Consider the following 14,914-nt stretch of genomic DNA (forward strand, 5'->3'; position numbering starts at 1 on the left):
GGACGGCTAGCCGTTCTCGCCGGTACCGGTGATCTCCGCCACCAGGCCGGTGGTGTGCCGGCCCGCCCGGAACTCCGGGCGGGCCAGCACCTTGCGCAGGAAGCCGGCCGTGGTGCACACGCCCTCGCCGTGCACCCGCATCTCCTCCAGGACGCGGTCCATGCGGGCCAGCGCCCGTTCCCGGTCCGGTGCCCAGACGACCGCCTTGGCGAGCAGGGAGTCGTAGTCGGGACCGATCCGCCAGCCGGGGAAGGCGTGGGTGTCCACCCTGACGAAGGGCCCGCCGGGCACCTCGAATGCGGTCAGCAGGCCCGGGGTCGGCGCGAAACCGCGGTCGGGGTCCTCGGCGTTGACCCGGCACTCCACGGCGACCCCGCGGTGCACGACGTCCTCCTGGCGCAGGGTCAGCGGATGGCCGGCGGCCGCCAGGATCTGCTCACGGACCAGGTCGATCCCCGTCACCATCTCGGTGACCGGGTGCTCCACCTGGAGCCGGCAGTTGACCTCCAGCAGGTGGAAGTCCCGCTCCGGGGTGAGCACGAACTCGAAGGTGCCGACGCCCGTGTAGCCGACCGCCCGGGCGCCGCGCACGGCCGCCGCGCACATCGCCGAGCGCAGCCGCGCCGGCAGGTCCGGGGCGGGGGCCTCCTCGACCAGCTTCTGGTGGTGCCGCTGCACCGAGCAGTCGCGCTCGCCGAGGTGGACGACCGTGCCGTACCGGTCGCAGAGCACCTGCACCTCCACGTGGCGGGCGTGCTCGATGTACCGCTCCAGGTAGAGCCGGTCGTCGCCGAAGACGGAGCGGGCGTGCGCCGCGGTGCCGCGGTAGGTCTCGAGCAGCCGGTCGGGGGCGGTGACCACGGCCATGCCGCGCCCCCCGCCTCCGGCGACGGCCTTGAGGATCACCGGGTAACCGGTCTGCTGCGCCGCCTCCTTCGCGTCGGCGAGCCCCGTCAGCGGGCCCGTGCTGCCGGGCAGCACGGGCAGTCCGGCCTCGGCCATCAGCGTGCGGCAGGACGCCTTGTCGCCCAGCAGGGAGAGCACCTGCGGGGAGGGGCCGATGAAGGTGAGGCCGCCTGCCTCGCAGATCTCGGCGAAGTCGGGATCCTCGGACAGGAAGCCGTAACCGGGGTGGACGGCCTGCGCTCCGGTGCGGCGGGCCGCCTCGACGACGGCCGGGATGTTGAGGTAGCTCGCGCGCGCCGGGGGCGGTCCGATGTGCACGGCCTCGTCGGCGAAGCGGACGACGGCCGAGTCGCGGTCGGCCGTGGAGTACACCGCGACCGTGCGGATGCCCAGTTCACGGCAGGCGCGTGCGATCCGCAGCGCGATCTCGCCGCGGTTGGCGATCAGGACGGTGGAGAACACGGGCCCTCACTCCTCCACCGCTCGAGGCTGCAGTGCGATCAGCGGCTGCTGGAACTCCACAGGCTGCCCGTCCGGGACCACGATCTCCACGACGCGGCCGGCCACGTCCGCCTCGACGATGTTCATCATCTTCATGACCTCCAGGACGCCCACGCTCTGGCCGGGGCGGACCAGGTCGCCGACCCGGACGCACGGGCGCTCGCCGGGTTCCAGGGCGTGGTAGAAGGTGCCCACGGTGGGGGCGCAGACGTAGTGGTGCGACTCGGAAGTCTGCGCTCCGTGCGCCTCGTGCGCCTGAGCCGCGCCGGCGGCGCCCTGGCTTCCACCGGGGGCGGGCGGCGGGGCGGCAGCCGCCGGAGCGGTCTCCGGTGCGGCGGGAGCGGGCGCGGCCGGAGCGGTCTCCGGTGCGGCGGGAGCGGGCGCGGCCGGAGCGGGCGCGGCCGGAGCGGGCGCGGGTCCGTCCGAAGAGGCCGGCGGCTGCGGCCACTCGATCTCGACCGCCGTCTGGCCGTGGCGCAGCCTGATCCGCCGCGGCGGGGCGGGCATCGAGCGGGCCAGCTCCGCCGCGCTGCGGCAGACCGCCTCCAGCGCAGGGGGCGCGGTCTGCGCGCCCGGGGACGTTCCGTTGAGGGCCTTGCCCGCGCCCGGAGGGCGGGCCGTCCTGTCGTCGCCGTGGAGTGTCATGGTGCTGCCTCCTCCTCCAGTCGGCCGAAACGGTGGAACCGGTCGCGGCGCTCGGCCAGCAGCCGGTCGGGGGCCCGGGGACGCAGTTCGTCCAGGGCGGCCGAGACCGCGCCGCCGACGAGGGCGGCCGCGAGGGCGTGGTCCTTGTGGGCGCCGTCGGGCGGCTCGGGGATCACGCCGTCGACGATGCCCAGCCGGAGCAGATCACGGGCGTGCAGCCGCAGGGCGGCCGCGGCGGCGGGGGCCGCGGCGGGGTCCTTCCACAGGATCGCGGCGCAGCCCTCGGGGCTGATGACGGAGTAGACGCCGCTCTCGGTGACCAGGACCCGGTCGGCGACGGCGAGGGCCAGGGCCCCGCCGCTGCCGCCCTCGCCGGTGATCACGGCGACGACCGGTACGGGCAGCCGCGCCATCAGGCGCAGGCTCTCGGCGATGGCCAGAGCCTGGCCGCCGCACTCCGCCTCCGGGCCCGGGTCGGCGCCCGGGGTGTCGATGAGGGTCACCACCGGCATGCCCAGCTTGGCGGCGGTCCGCATCAGGCGCGCCGCCTTCCGGTGACCGGCCGGTGTGGCCATGCCGTGGCGGCGCCGCCGGCGCTCCTCCGCCTCGGGGCCGCCCTTGTGATGGCCGATCAGCATGATGGGCCGGCCGTCGAGCAGCCCCGGCCCGCCGATCACGGCCGGGCAGTCGGCGGCCAGCCGGTCGCCGTGCAACTCCTGGAAGTCCCGCAGCAGATGGGCCGCGTAGTCGGCGGCCGTGGGGCGCATCGGGTGCCGGGCCAGGCGTACCGCATCCCAGGGGTCCCGCTCCGGCAGTTCGTCCGCCGTGCGGACGACGCGGACGGCGGGTCCGCGCGGCACGGTCGCCGGCCGGGGCCGCTCGGCGGCGGGCGCGTCCTCCCCGCGGGCGGCGTCCGCCCCGGAGCGCAGCCGCAGCAGCCGGGCCAGCGTCGGGCGGAGTTCGGCGCGGGGGACGACGTCGTCGACGAGTCCGTGCGCGAGGAGGAACTCCGCGGTCTGGAAGCCCTCGGGAAGCCGGCGGCCGGTGGTCTGCTCGATGACGCGCGGCCCGGCGAAGCCCATCCGGGCGCCGGGCTCGGCCAGGATGACGTCGGCGAGGGTCGCGTAGGACGCGGCGACGCCGCCGTACGTGGGATCGGTGACCAGGGACACTACGAGGACGCCGGCCTCGTCGAGTTCGGCGAGCGCCTGGGCGGTCCTGGCCATCTGCATCAGGGACAGGGCGCCCTCCTGCATGCGGGCGCCGCCGGAGGCGGTGACCAGCAGCAGCGGGACGCGCTGCCGCAGGCTGCAGCGGGCGGCCCGGGTGATCTGCGAACCGACCCCCAGACCGAGGCTGCCGCCGAGGAAGCGGAAGTCCATCGCGGCGGCCACCACCGGCTGCCCCCCGACGGCGCCCCGCACGCAGACGACGGCCTCGTCCATCCCCGTCCGCGCCCGTGCCTCGCTCAGCCGCTCGGCGTACGGGCGGGTGTCGGTGAAGCCCAGCGGATCGTGCTGCGCCGGCCGCTCGCCGCGCTCGGCGGCGAGCGGCCGGCAGGAGCCCGGGTCCAGCAGCTGGTCGAGCCGCTGCCGGGCGGTGAGCCGGCCGTGCGCGCCGCACTCCGGGCAGACGCGCAGCGTACGGGCGTAGCGCTTGCCGTAGACGAGCGCCGCACAGCGCTCGCAGCGCACCCAGTCCGGCTCGGCGGTGGCCTGCTCAGCCACTGCGCTCCCAGCGGTAGAACTCCCGGGCCATGGCGTCCTTGGGCTCACGCCAGGTCTCGGGGTCGTACGCGGAGATGAAGGACGACAGCTGCTCGCTGATGTCCCGGAACGCCGGGTGGTCCTTGTACCGGGCGACCTCGGGGCCGGGCGGCCGGTCGGCCTCGACCAGGTGCAGATAGACGTCGCGGAACTGGAACAGGCTGCGCCCGGTGACCCCGATCAGACCGGGCAGCTCGCCCTTGTCCGACTCGGCGAAGACCTGCGCCACCTGCTCCTGCGAACCGGGCTTCATCCTGGCCACGATCAGGCTGCGGTAGCTCATGCCGAGCCCCCGCGGTGGCGCTGCACGATCCGCTCGCGGATCAGCTCCAGCTGGATCTTGGAGTTGTCGTTGATCCGGGCCGTCATCGCCTCGTCGTCGAGGGGGGCGCCGGGCTTCATGGCGAAGTCCTGGGTCCAGCGCATCCGGGTGCCGCCGGGGACCTCCTCGTACGCCCAGCGGATGTCCATGTACTGGAAGGGGCCGGTCTCCACCCGGTGCGCGCGCACGGTGCGGGTGGCCCGGTCGGCGACCCGCTCGGAGACCCAGCTCCAGACCTGGCCGTGCTCGTCGGGGTGCATGGTGAGCCGGAAGACGACCCGGTCGCCCTCCCGCTCCACGATGTCCACGGAGGCGTACTCGCTGAACAGGTCCGGCCAGCCCTCCACGTCGTTCGTGATGTCCCAGACGACGTCCATGGGGGCGGGGATGATGATCTCGTTCTCGGTGTGGCCGGGCATGGTCAGACTCCTGCCTTGAGTGAGCTGTTGACGACGTCCATGAAGGCGCCGGGGGTCTTGCACGAGTCGGCGTCGCCGGCGATCGGGATGCCCCGGTCGTTCTCCAGGGCGCCGACGATGCCGAGCAGGCCGAGCGAGTCCAGGCCGTACTCGGCGAAGGGCGTCTCCGGGTGCCCGGTCAGGAGGGCCACGTCGACGGTGATGCCGGCACTGGACTTCATCAGGGCGGCGAGTTCGCCGTAGGTCAGTTCCTTGCTCATGGAAGAGCTCTCCTTCACTGCGCCTGCGCTACGCCCGGACGACCAGGGCCGAGTTGGAACCCATCAGGCCGCGGCTGAGCACCAGAGCGGTCCGCAGTTCCGCCGGCCGGGGCCGGCCGGTGACCAGGTCGAGGTCGTGGCAGATGTCGGTGATGTTGGGGGTCGGGGGCACGACTCCGTGCCGCAGGGCGAACACGGCGGCGGCCACGTCGAGCACCGGGGCGCCGCAGTAGGCGCGGCCGGTGCCGGTCTTGGGAGCGGTCACGGGGATCTGGGCGGCGCGTCTGCCGAACACGTCGGCCAGTGCCTGCGCCTCGGCGCGGTCCGCCTCCGGGGTGCCGAGCGCGTCCGCGAAGACGACATCGATGTCCCCGGGGGCGCACGCGGCTTCCGCGAGAGCGTCACGGATCGCGCGGGCCAGTCCCTGGCGGGACTCCGCCCAGCGCGAGGCGCCGGTGAAGGTGGCGCCGTGCCCCGCGATGACCGCCTGCGCGGCGGCCCCGCGGCCGGCGGCGTGCTCGGGGTCCTCGACCACGAGCATCGCGCCCCCCTCGGCGGGGGCGAAACCGCAGGCGTCCCGGGTGAAGGGCTGATAGGCGCGGTCGGGGTCCTCCTCGAGGCTGAGTTCTTCGTATCCGAGCTGGCAGACGGCCGAGTACGGCGCCAGCGGCGCCTCGGCGGCGCCGACGACGACGGCCCGGGTGCCGGTGCCGCGGGTGATGTTGCGGCAGGCGTGGGCGACGGCGTCGAGACCGCCGGCCTCGTCGCTGGCGACCACGCCGCAAGGGCCCTTGAAGCCGCCGCGGATGGAGATCTGGCCGGTGCTGGCGGCGTAGAACCACGCGATGGACTGGTACGGACCGACGAAGCGCGGCCCCTTGCCCCACAGTTGCTGGAGCTCGCGCTGGCCGAACTCGCCGCCGCCGGAACAGGCCGCGGTCACCACGCCGATGTCGAAGGGGGCCTCCTCGTCGAAGCGCAGTCCGGAGTCGGCGAGTGCCTGGTCGGCTGCCGCCATCGCGAAGTGGGTGAACCGGTCGGTCTGCACCGTGTAGCGGTCCTCGACGACCGCCGACACCTCAAAGCCGCGGACCTCTCCCGCGACGCGAAGCGGCAGGTCCCGGCAGCCCTCGCGGCTGACCGCGTCGAGGACGGAGACGCCTTCCCTGGTCGCCTTCCAGAAGGCGTCGGCTCCGATGCCGTTCGGTGCGACGACGCCGATGCCGGTGACCACCGCTTGCGTGTTCATCGCTGGCTCCCCTCCGGTCGGTTGAGGACCACCGCGGACTGGAAGCCGCCGAAACCGCTGCCGACGGACAGCACGGTGCGCAGCTTCAGCTCACGGGCGGTGCGAGGGACGTAGTCCAGGTCGCACTCCGGGTCCGGGGTCTCGTAGTTGGCGGTCGGCGGCACCACGCCGTGAGCGAGGGCCAGGGTGCAGGCGGCCAGTTCGATGGCGCCGATCGCCCCGAGGGAGTGGCCGACCATGGATTTGATGGAGCTCATGGGCGTGGAGTAGGCATGGGCGCCCAGGGAGCGCTTGACCGCGGCGGTCTCGTGGCGGTCGTTCTGCTTGGTCCCCGAGCCGTGCGCGTTGACGTAGTCGACGTCCGCCCGGTCGAGCCTGGCGTGGTCCAGTGCCCGGTCGATGGCCTCGGACATCTCCAGGCCGTCGGTGGTGAGGCCGGTCATGTGGTAGGCGTTGCCGTATGTGGCGTAGCCGCCGACCTCGCAGTAGATCCGGGCCCCGCGAGCCCTGGCGTGCTCCAGTTCCTCCAGGATGAGCACGGCGCCGCCCTCGCCCATGACGAAGCCGTCGCGGTGGGCGTCGAAGGGCCGGGAGGCATGGGCCGGGTCGTCGTTGTTGGGGCTGGTCGCCTTGATGGCGTCGAAACAGGCCACCGTGATGGGTGAGATCGGGGAGTCCGAGGCGCCGGCGATGACGATGTCGGCGCGTCCCTCCTCGATGGTGTGGAACGCGTATCCCACGGCGTCGAGGCCGGAGGTGCAGCCCGTGGAGACGGTCTGCACGGGGCCGCGGGCGCCGTGCCGCTCGGCTATCTCCGAGGCGAGGGCGCTGGGCGCGAACGCCCGGTGCAAATGCGCCCCCGCCTGGCGGTGGTCGACGTCCCAGCGGGCGCCGCGTTCGCTGACGCGTATGTAGTCGTGTTCCAGCCGGGTGGTGCCTCCGACGGCGGTGCCCAGGGAGACCCCGACGCGCCAGGGGTCCTCCTCGCCCAGTTCCAGTCCGGCGTCGCGGATCGCCTCGGCGGCCGCGACGAGCGCGAACTGGACGTACCGGTCGGCGCGTTCCACGTCCTGCGGGCCCAGCCCGCAGGACGCCGCGTCGAAGTCGACCTCTGCGGCGATGCGGGACCGGAAGCCCGTCGGGTCGAAGAGCGTGATCCCGCGGGTCGCCGTCCGGCCGGCGGTGAGCAGTTCCCAGAAAGCGGGGACCCCGACACCGCCGGGGGCGACGACACCGGCCCCGGTGACCGCCACCCGGCGGGTCATGACGCCGCGTCCTCGGTCTGCTCGGTGACCTCGGTGTCCACGTGGCCCAACTCCGGTCGGGGAGCGAGCGGACCGAGGTGGAAGACGAGCCGGGCCTCGGTGCGGCCCACGTTGCGGAACCGGTGGCGGACGTACGGCGGGATCATCAGGCCCTGCTCGGGGCGGAGCACATGGGGCTCGCCGTCCAGGTCCACCTCCAGGTCGCCGCACACCACGTAGACGAACTCCTCGGAATAGGGGTGGTAGTGCTCGCCGATCCGGTCACCGGGGTCGACGAGAGCCACGCCCATGAAGCCGCTGGTGGCGCCGCACGCGGTCGGGGTGAGCATCGCCCGCAGGTCGCCGCCGCGGCGGCGGTTGGGCGGGGTGTCCGCCAGATTCACGATGGTCGGCGTGAACGGGGCGTTCCGTTCGTTGGTCAGAAGATCATCCATGCTTGCCTCCTCCGGCGGGGGCCGGTCCGGGGCGCACCCCGGACCGGCCGGTACCTGCCGGCTGCCAATGGCTCGGACGGGTCAGGACGTGGCCGCGCTGCGGTCGGTGAGCAGGCGCATGTCGCACTCGGCGAGGAACCGCTTCAGGCCCTGCTCGTCCCCGAGGTCCCAGCCGGGGCCGAGGTCGAGCAGCCTGGCGAGGACGCCGGTCTTGTGCTTGCCCGCGACGCCCACGGCGACCAGCGGGGCCTCCTCGACCGGGACCCGCAGGTCCACCAGGCGCACCACGATGTCCTCGCGGAGGTAGACGGTGCTGCGCGCGAGCGGCCCCTTGGGGGCGTCCACGGCCTCCTCGTCCTGCTGGGCGAGCATCTTGGCGACGGCCGGGCCGGAGCCCGCCTTGGCCGGGTAGATCAGGGCGTGCCGGCGCAGGTTCTCCGGACGGTCGGCGCCCTTGGCGACGTGGTGCACGGCCGGGAGCGCGGCGCGGGCGAAGAACTCCCGTGCCGAGCCCGGGTCGTTGAGATCCCGGTCCACCTCCAGGTAGGGGTTGATGGCTTCCTCGACAGCCCGCACCTCGGGCTGGCGGGCGACGTGGCGCAGTGCCCTGGCCAGGTCGCCCTCCACCTCCACGGCGCGCACGACGCGGTTGCCGTGCATGAACAGCGAGGTGCGGCGCAGCCGCGTGTTCTCGTCCACCACGGCCTGCGGCGAGGTGTAGCCGGACAGGATGTCCGCCACCTTCTGTTCGCTGCCGGGCTTCACGGTGAAGGTGATGGCGTGGCGGATGATCCCGTCCCCGACCCGCGGCACGGGCTGCATGCGGCCGGACTCGTAGGAGGTACGGGTCTCCCGCAGCACCCCGAAGCGGAGCGAGCGGGTGTCCTTCACGCAGCCGTGCATCGGCTGCACCATCTCCAGGTGGGTCGGGCTGTCCACCCAGGCGAGGAAGTGCAGCGCACTCTCCCACTCACTGGTGATCAGCCATTGCGAGGGATTTTCGATCGACTGGCACAGCTGGTCGCTGACGTGTCCGGGCACGGCGGCGACGTGGCGGCACATCTGGTCATACGCATCAAGAAACCGCTGCTCGGCGCCGTCCTCGACATCAAGCATGAGGACGACGCGCAGGCGATTGCCATCGAGCGCGGACTGCGAGACCTTTTCGGCCTGGGCCGGCATATTCCACCTCTTCCGAGAGCGAGCAACCCCCCAAGGTCCGTCGTCAAACGATCGTGCTGTGGTGGCCCAACCGGTGCGAGATATGTGATCCAATTGGGTGACGGGCGAAAATACACCCCGCAATCGGGCATTTAGGGAGCTATGACTCCACAGGCCGAAGACCGGGTTCCGGTCCTCATCGTGGGGGGCTCCCTCGTCGGGCTCTCCAGCTCAGTCTTCCTGGGCCGGCTCGGCGTCCGGCACGTCCTCGTCGAGAAGCACCCGGGTACCTCCATCCACCCCCGTGGCCGCGGCAACAACCTGCGGACCATGGAACTGTTCCGTACGGCCGGGGCGGAGCCGCTGATCCGGCGGGCCGCCTCCGTACTCGCCGACAACCACGGCATCCTGCAGGCCGAATCGCTCACCTCGGACAACGCGGAGTGGCTGTTCCGGGAGATCGACCCGGGCGGCCGACTGTCCGGCATCAGCCCCAGCGGCTGGTGCCTGTGCAGCCAGAACGACCTGGAGCCGGTGCTCGTGGACTACGCCCGCGAACTCGGCGGCGATCTGCGCTTCAGCACCGAACTGACCTCGTTCACCCAGGACGGCGACGGAGTGACCTGCGAACTGACGGACCGCGAGACAGGTGAGCGCCGCACCGTCAGGGCCGACTACCTGCTCGCGGCCGACGGTCCGCGCAGCCCGGTGCGCCGCGCCCTGGGCATCGGGCACACCGGCCAGGGCGACCTGTTCGCCAACATCAGCGCGACCTTCCGCGCCAAGCGGCTGGCCGACGCGGTGGGCGACCGCCGCTTCATCGCGTGCTACCTGACCAACCCGGACGCCGACGGCGTGCTGCTGCCCGTCGACAACCAGGAGAACTGGGTCTTCCACGCGCCCTGGCACCCCGAACGGGACGAGGCGCCGGAGGACTTCACCGACCAGCGGCTGGCCGCCCACATCCGCACCGCGGTGGGCGTGCCGGACCTGGAGATCGAGATCACCGGCCGGGCTCCCTGGCGCGCCGCGGAGCGGGTCGCGGACTCCTACGGGCGCGGGCGGGTGCTGCTGGCCGGCGACGCGTGCCACGAGATGTCCCCCACCGGCGCCTTCGGCTCCAACACGGGCATCCAGGACGCCCACAACCTGGCGTGGAAGCTGGCCGCGGTGGTCGGCGGCTGGGCCGGGCCGGAGCTGCTGGAGACATACGAGGCGGAGCGCCGCCCGGTCGCCGTGGCCACCAGCGAACGGGCTTCCGCGCGTTCCGCCGAGCACGCCCACCCCGGCTACGCCCCGCCGGCCGGCGGCGGACCCCAGAAGGGCGTGCTGGTGGTCGCTCTGGGCTACCGCTACCCGCAGGGCGCGTTCCTCGGCGCGGATCCGGGGCGCCCGGTCGTCCCCGAGGACTTCCGCCCGGTCGCCGAGCCCGGTGGCCGCTCCCCGCATGTGTGGGTGACCACCCGGGAGGGCGAGCGCCGCTCGACGCTGGACCTGTACGAGCGCTCCATGGTGCTGCTCACCGGTGACGGGCCGAAGGGAACGGCCTGGCACGACGCGGCCCGCGCGGTCGCGGAGCGCCTCGGAGTCCCTCTGGAGGCCTACCGGCTCGGTGAGTCCACCCAGGCGGACCTGGTGCCCGAGGCGGGCACGGACTGGACGGCGGTGCACGGCATGACGCCGAGTGGAGCGATCCTGGTCCGCCCGGACGGTTTCGTCGCGTGGCGGAGCCGTGACGCCGTGGCGGACCCCGCGGCGACACTGACGGAGGTGCTCACCTCGGTGCTGCGGCTCGGCTGAGCGCCGGACCCCTGCCCTCGCTCCCCGGGGCGAGGGCAGGGGTCTGTCCACACGCGGGCCGATCCGCTGCCGCGAGGTGCCGCGCGTACGGACGGCGGCCACCACCGCTCGCCAGAGCGCTGGTGGCCGCCGTGTGCGGTGCCGTCAACCCACCGGCCCGCCCGCGCCCTCCTCGAAGGTGCGGGACCCGCCCGGCTGGACGGCGGGCGGTACGGCCGGACGACCGGCCGGCGCCGTACCCGGCCCGGGCGCCACAGGCGCGGCCGGGGGTCGGGCGGCCGACGGGGCGGACGGCTGAGCGCCGGACGGTTGAACGGCGGACGGCTGAGCGCCGGACGGCGCGGCTGGGCCGCCGGCCGGGGACGTGCCCGGCCGGGCCGCCGGAGGCGCTGCGGACGGCCTGGCTGCGGACGGTGCCGACGGCTGGGCGGCGGAGGGCGCCGACGGCTTGGCGGGGGGCTGGGCAGGGGGTTGCGCGGCGCCGGGTTCCTTCACCCCCGTCCAGTCGGGGGCCGGCCAGCCGCGCCACGGCGAGTACGCGGGGTTGAGCACGCACCGCGCCGTGACCTCGGCCCCGGTGGCCTTGTCCACCGGGCATGCCTTCACGATGAACTGCCGGGCCACTCCCCCCGGGAAGACCACGCTGGTGCGGGCCGACCTCAGCTCCCGGGTGCCGAGGGTCTCGTCGAGCTCGATACCCCCGGGGGCGTCGATGTAGTAGAGGTAGGTGGTCGTCCGCTGTTTGAGGGACTCGCGGTCATAGGTGGTGGCCACGAACGGCGAGGGCTGCTCCCGCCGGGCGTAGGCCTGCAGGTCGTACTCGCCGCCACTGACGTCCGCGGGACGCAGCCCGTCCTTGAAGACCTGCTCCGGCGGGCGGTCGTCGCCCCGGAAGAGGGCGTTGCAATTGGAGCGCCAGCTCGGCTCGCCGGGCCTGATCCGGTCGAGGTCGACGCTGGTGTCCGCGGCTGCGTAGAGCCGGTCGGGGACGACGGGGCACCATTCGGGAACGGCCGGGTCGCGTGGAAGACCCGGGGCGACGGCCGCGGCGGCCGCGCAGACGGGGAGTGCGAGCACCCCCAGCGGAAGGGCGGCGGCACAGAGCCGGCGCAGCGTGCGCAGTGTGATCATATGCCCACAATTACCCCGGCATCGTCCAGTCGCCGGAATGCTCACCCTTGTCGGCGTGTCCCGCCACAGAAGCAGAAGAGGCCCCCGAGCGACGTTGTGCGACGCTGCTGGGGCCTCTCGATCCGCCGCGGAACCAGGGGTGTGATCCACGACGCCTTCGGACGACCGAACCCGGGTCTTGGAGGTCGTTACATTGGCAAGCATACGAGGAAACACTGCCGAAACCTCGCGATGTGCGAGTGACATGGGACACTGACCTTGCAAACACAGGTTTTCGTTCATTCTCCGTTCAACGGTCCATGACCCGCATTTCGAACCAGGTCGTCTTGCCCTGCGGCAGCAGGTCCACCCCCCAGCGGTCGGCGAGCGTGTCGATCAGGAAGAGCCCGCGCCCGCTCTCGTCCAGTTCGCGCACCGGCATCAGGCAGGGCAGGGCCCGGGAGGGGTCGCGCAGCTCCACCCGGATCCAGCCGCGGCGGCGCGGCATGTGCAGACCGAAGGTACGGGCGCCCGTGTGCCGCACGGCGTTGCCCACGAGTTCGGAGACGAGTAACTCGACGACGTCGTCCAACTGGGGCAGCCCCCACAGCCGCAGCACGGCGCGGGCGAGGCGGCGGGCATCGGCCGCCGACTCCGGGCGCGAGACGAGCCGCACCTCCGCCATGGCGGGGTTGCCCAACAGCTCGATGCACGACGCCGCCCGATCGTCGACCGCCGCGGACGGCCGCCCCACCGCAGGGACGGTCACCCGCTGCGGCTGCTCAGATGCTCCCTGCTGCCCCGCCATGTCCACATGATGGCCGTACCCGACAGCGCTTCGGGGCGGAACGAGGGAATCGGCGCCGCAGGACATGCCACCCCGGGACGCCCCGTCGGCATATGCCAGGGGCATGACTGGAGCCGCCGCGACCCCTTTCACCTGCGCGAAGAGGGCTCCGGCGAGGAACGGTCGAGGCATCCGCCGCGGGTCGCCCCGAGCCTCGCCCGAGACGGGCTCGAGGCGACCCGGCGATACCGGCCGTCACCCAACCGGGTCGGGCTCAGCGGAACTTCGCCTTGCCGGGGCCCTCCTCGACGAAGCTGCGCATGCCCGTCGTGCGGTCCTCGGTGGCGAACAGCCCCGCGAACAGGCTCCGTTCGATGGTGAGGCCGGTGTCCAGATCGGTCTCCAGGCCGGCGTCCACGGCCTCCTTGGCGGCGCGCAGCGCCAGCGCCGGACCGCGGGCCAGCCGCTCGGCCCAGGCGCGGGCCTCGGCGTACACCTGCCCGGCCGGGACCACCTTGTCCACCAGGCCGATGGTGAGCGCCTCGTCCGCCGTGACCATGCGGCCGGTGAAGATGAGGTCCTTCGCCTTGGCGGGGCCCACCAGCCGCGACAGCCGCTGCGTGCCGCCCGCGCCGGGGATCAGGCCGAGCAGGATCTCGGGCTGGCCGAGCCTGGCGTCCTCCGCGGCGATCCGGATGTCGGCGCAGAGCGCGAGTTCGCAGCCGCCGCCGAGGGCGTAACCCGTCACGGCGGCCACCACCGGCTTGGGGATCCGGGCGACCGCCGTGAAGGAGACCTGCAGCGCGCGGGCCCGCACGGCCATGGCCTCGTAGTCCATGGCCTGCATCTCCTTGATGTCCGCGCCCGCCGCGAACACCTTCTCGCCGCCCCAGAGCACGACGGCCCGTACGTCCTCGCGCCAGGACGCCTCCTCCGCCACCTCGCGGAGCCGGTCCTGGGTCGCGACGTCCAGGGCGTTCATCGGGGGGCGGTCCAGGCGGATGGTGCCGACACCCTCGTCGACCTCGAGATTAACTGTCATGGCCGACGAGGGTATCCGTGAACGTCCGTTCACGCTGCGACATGCCTCACGGGGCGCGTCAGGAAGCGGGGGTCCACTGACTCCACGGCAGGTTCCAGCCGTTGAGCCCGTTCCACCACTGCACGGTCTTGTCGTGGGAGTTCCTGACCTCCACGACGTCGCCGATCATCGAGTTGTCGTAGAACCACGAGGACGGGGTGGCACCGCCGCCGCCGCGCACGTCCCGCAGGCCCACGCAGCCGTGGCTGACGTTCGCGCTGCCGAAGGTGCCCGAGGACGCCCAGTAGTTGCCGTGGATGAAGGTGCCCGAGGTGGTCAGCCGCTGGGCGTGCGGCACGTCCTTGATGTCGTACTCACCGCCGAAGCCCACGGTGTCGCCGTTCATGCGGGTCACCGGGTACCGCTCGGTGATGACCATCTTGCCGTTGTAGGTCGTCGTGCCGGGCCCGCCCGCGGTGATCGGTATGGTCCGCAGCAGCTTGCCGTCGCGGTAGACCTTCATCGTGTGCTTCGCGGCGTCCACGATGCTGACCTGGCTGCGGCCGATGGTGTAGTGCACGTCCTTGGACTGGGTGCCGTAGACGCCGTCCGCGCCCTCGACGCCATTCAGCCGCAGGGACAGAGTGATCTTCGTGCCCTTGGCCCAGTACTTCTCGGGGCGGAAGTCCACTCGCTGGTTGCCGTACCAGTGGCCGACGACGGGGACCGACGGGGTCGCGGTCACCTTGATCGCGTCCTGCACCGCCTTCTTGTCGGTGATCGCCCGGTTGAACTTCAGCGAGACCGGCATGCCCACGCCGACCGTCTGCCCGTCCTCGGGGGTGAAGAAGCCGATGAAGGTGTCCTTGGGGGTGACCGTGGTGAAGCTCGCGTGCTTCGCCGACTCACGGCCCGCGCTGTCCTCGGCTATCACGTCCACCGAGTACTCGGTGGACGTGCCCAGCGTCTCCGTCGGCTCCCAACTGGCGCCGTCGGCGGATATCTTGCCCTCGACCGGGTCGCCCTTGCCGCTCTTGACCACGACGGAGGTCAGCCGGCCCTTGCCGGCCGTGACCTTGAGGTCCCCCGTGGTGGCCACCTCGTCCGCGCCGTCCTCGGGCGCGATGGTGACGACGGCCTGCGACTCGGTCGTGTCGCTCTTGCCGCCCTGCGAGGCCGTGGCTCCGGGCCTGGCCTTGCCCTCGTCCTTGCTGTCGCCGCTGGCACTGCCCCCGCACGCGCTGACGAGGAGCAGCATCGCCCCCACC

The 14,914-nt window shown here is 72.9% G+C and carries 15 protein-coding genes; 1 reads left to right on the forward strand and 14 read right to left on the reverse strand.

Annotated features, from left to right (window positions below; all coding sequences use genetic code 11):
- Window positions 1-6 precede the first annotated feature (6 nt).
- From ACRWND_RS18290 to ACRWND_RS18335, 10 genes are all read right to left on the reverse strand, one after another.
- A complete protein-coding gene (locus ACRWND_RS18290; protein WP_431950599.1) occupies window positions 7-1,368 on the reverse strand; it encodes an acetyl-CoA carboxylase biotin carboxylase subunit in 1,362 nt (453 codons plus the stop codon).
- Between the two features lie 6 nt (window positions 1,369-1,374).
- Window positions 1,375-2,052, reverse strand: a complete 678-nt coding sequence (locus ACRWND_RS18295) for an acetyl-CoA carboxylase biotin carboxyl carrier protein (protein WP_431950601.1) — start codon at window positions 2,050-2,052, stop codon at window positions 1,375-1,377.
- Entirely contained in the window at window positions 2,049-3,779 is a 1,731-nt protein-coding gene (gene accD, locus ACRWND_RS18300) for an acetyl-CoA carboxylase, carboxyltransferase subunit beta (protein WP_431950603.1), read from the reverse strand. The genes ACRWND_RS18295 and accD overlap by 4 nt, the downstream gene beginning before the upstream one ends.
- A complete protein-coding gene (locus tag ACRWND_RS18305; protein WP_431950605.1) occupies window positions 3,772-4,101 on the reverse strand; it encodes a TcmI family type II polyketide cyclase in 330 nt (109 codons plus the stop codon). Before ACRWND_RS18305 ends, accD begins: the two co-directional genes overlap by 8 nt.
- Window positions 4,098-4,559: an SRPBCC family protein gene (locus tag ACRWND_RS18310; protein ID WP_431950607.1), complete on the reverse strand. Its 462-nt coding sequence runs from the start codon at window positions 4,557-4,559 to the stop codon at window positions 4,098-4,100. The genes ACRWND_RS18305 and ACRWND_RS18310 overlap by 4 nt, the downstream gene beginning before the upstream one ends.
- A gap of 2 nt (window positions 4,560-4,561) precedes the next feature.
- Window positions 4,562-4,819: an acyl carrier protein gene (locus ACRWND_RS18315; RefSeq protein ID WP_431950609.1), complete on the reverse strand. Its 258-nt coding sequence runs from the start codon at window positions 4,817-4,819 to the stop codon at window positions 4,562-4,564.
- Window positions 4,820-4,847: 28 nt separating this feature from the next.
- Window positions 4,848-6,068, reverse strand: coding sequence for a ketosynthase chain-length factor (locus tag ACRWND_RS18320; protein ID WP_431950611.1), 1,221 nt, complete (start codon window positions 6,066-6,068; stop codon window positions 4,848-4,850).
- A complete protein-coding gene (locus ACRWND_RS18325; RefSeq protein WP_431950613.1) occupies window positions 6,065-7,333 on the reverse strand; it encodes a beta-ketoacyl-[acyl-carrier-protein] synthase family protein in 1,269 nt (422 codons plus the stop codon). Before ACRWND_RS18325 ends, ACRWND_RS18320 begins: the two co-directional genes overlap by 4 nt.
- On the reverse strand, window positions 7,330-7,767 hold the full coding sequence (locus ACRWND_RS18330; RefSeq protein WP_431950615.1) for a cupin domain-containing protein: 438 nt from the start codon (window positions 7,765-7,767) through the stop codon (window positions 7,330-7,332). Before ACRWND_RS18330 ends, ACRWND_RS18325 begins: the two co-directional genes overlap by 4 nt.
- An 81-nt stretch (window positions 7,768-7,848) precedes the next feature.
- The gene (locus ACRWND_RS18335; RefSeq protein ID WP_431950617.1) at window positions 7,849-8,949 is read right to left on the reverse strand and encodes a SchA/CurD-like domain-containing protein; all 1,101 of its coding nucleotides are present in this window, start codon (window positions 8,947-8,949) and stop codon (window positions 7,849-7,851) included.
- Window positions 8,950-9,090: 141 nt separating this feature from the next.
- On the opposite strand from ACRWND_RS18335, the gene ACRWND_RS18340 reads away from it, so the two are divergent.
- Entirely contained in the window at window positions 9,091-10,728 is a 1,638-nt protein-coding gene (locus ACRWND_RS18340; protein ID WP_431950619.1) for an FAD-dependent oxidoreductase, read from the forward strand.
- 144 nt (window positions 10,729-10,872) lie between these two features.
- Here the strand turns inward: ACRWND_RS18340 and ACRWND_RS18345 are convergent, their stop codons facing one another.
- The 4 genes from ACRWND_RS18345 to ACRWND_RS18360 all read right to left on the reverse strand — a co-directional run bounded on the left by ACRWND_RS18345 (window position 10,873) and on the right by ACRWND_RS18360 (window position 14,904).
- Window positions 10,873-11,859, reverse strand: coding sequence for a scabin-related ADP-ribosyltransferase (locus tag ACRWND_RS18345; RefSeq protein WP_431950621.1), 987 nt, complete (start codon window positions 11,857-11,859; stop codon window positions 10,873-10,875).
- Between the two features lie 289 nt (window positions 11,860-12,148).
- A complete protein-coding gene (locus tag ACRWND_RS18350) occupies window positions 12,149-12,751 on the reverse strand; it encodes an ATP-binding protein (RefSeq protein WP_431950623.1) in 603 nt (200 codons plus the stop codon).
- Between the two features lie 148 nt (window positions 12,752-12,899).
- Window positions 12,900-13,667, reverse strand: coding sequence for an enoyl-CoA hydratase/isomerase family protein (locus ACRWND_RS18355; RefSeq protein ID WP_431950625.1), 768 nt, complete (start codon window positions 13,665-13,667; stop codon window positions 12,900-12,902).
- 58 nt (window positions 13,668-13,725) lie between these two features.
- Window positions 13,726-14,904 (reverse strand): L,D-transpeptidase, encoded by a 1,179-nt coding sequence (locus ACRWND_RS18360; RefSeq protein ID WP_431950641.1) that lies wholly within the window; start codon window positions 14,902-14,904, stop codon window positions 13,726-13,728.
- Between the last annotated feature and the right edge of the window lie 10 nt (window positions 14,905-14,914).

Origin of the sequence: Actinacidiphila sp. bgisy167 (assembly GCF_965342175.1) — a bacterium.
Taxonomy (GTDB): Bacteria; Actinomycetota; Actinomycetes; order Streptomycetales; family Streptomycetaceae; genus Actinacidiphila.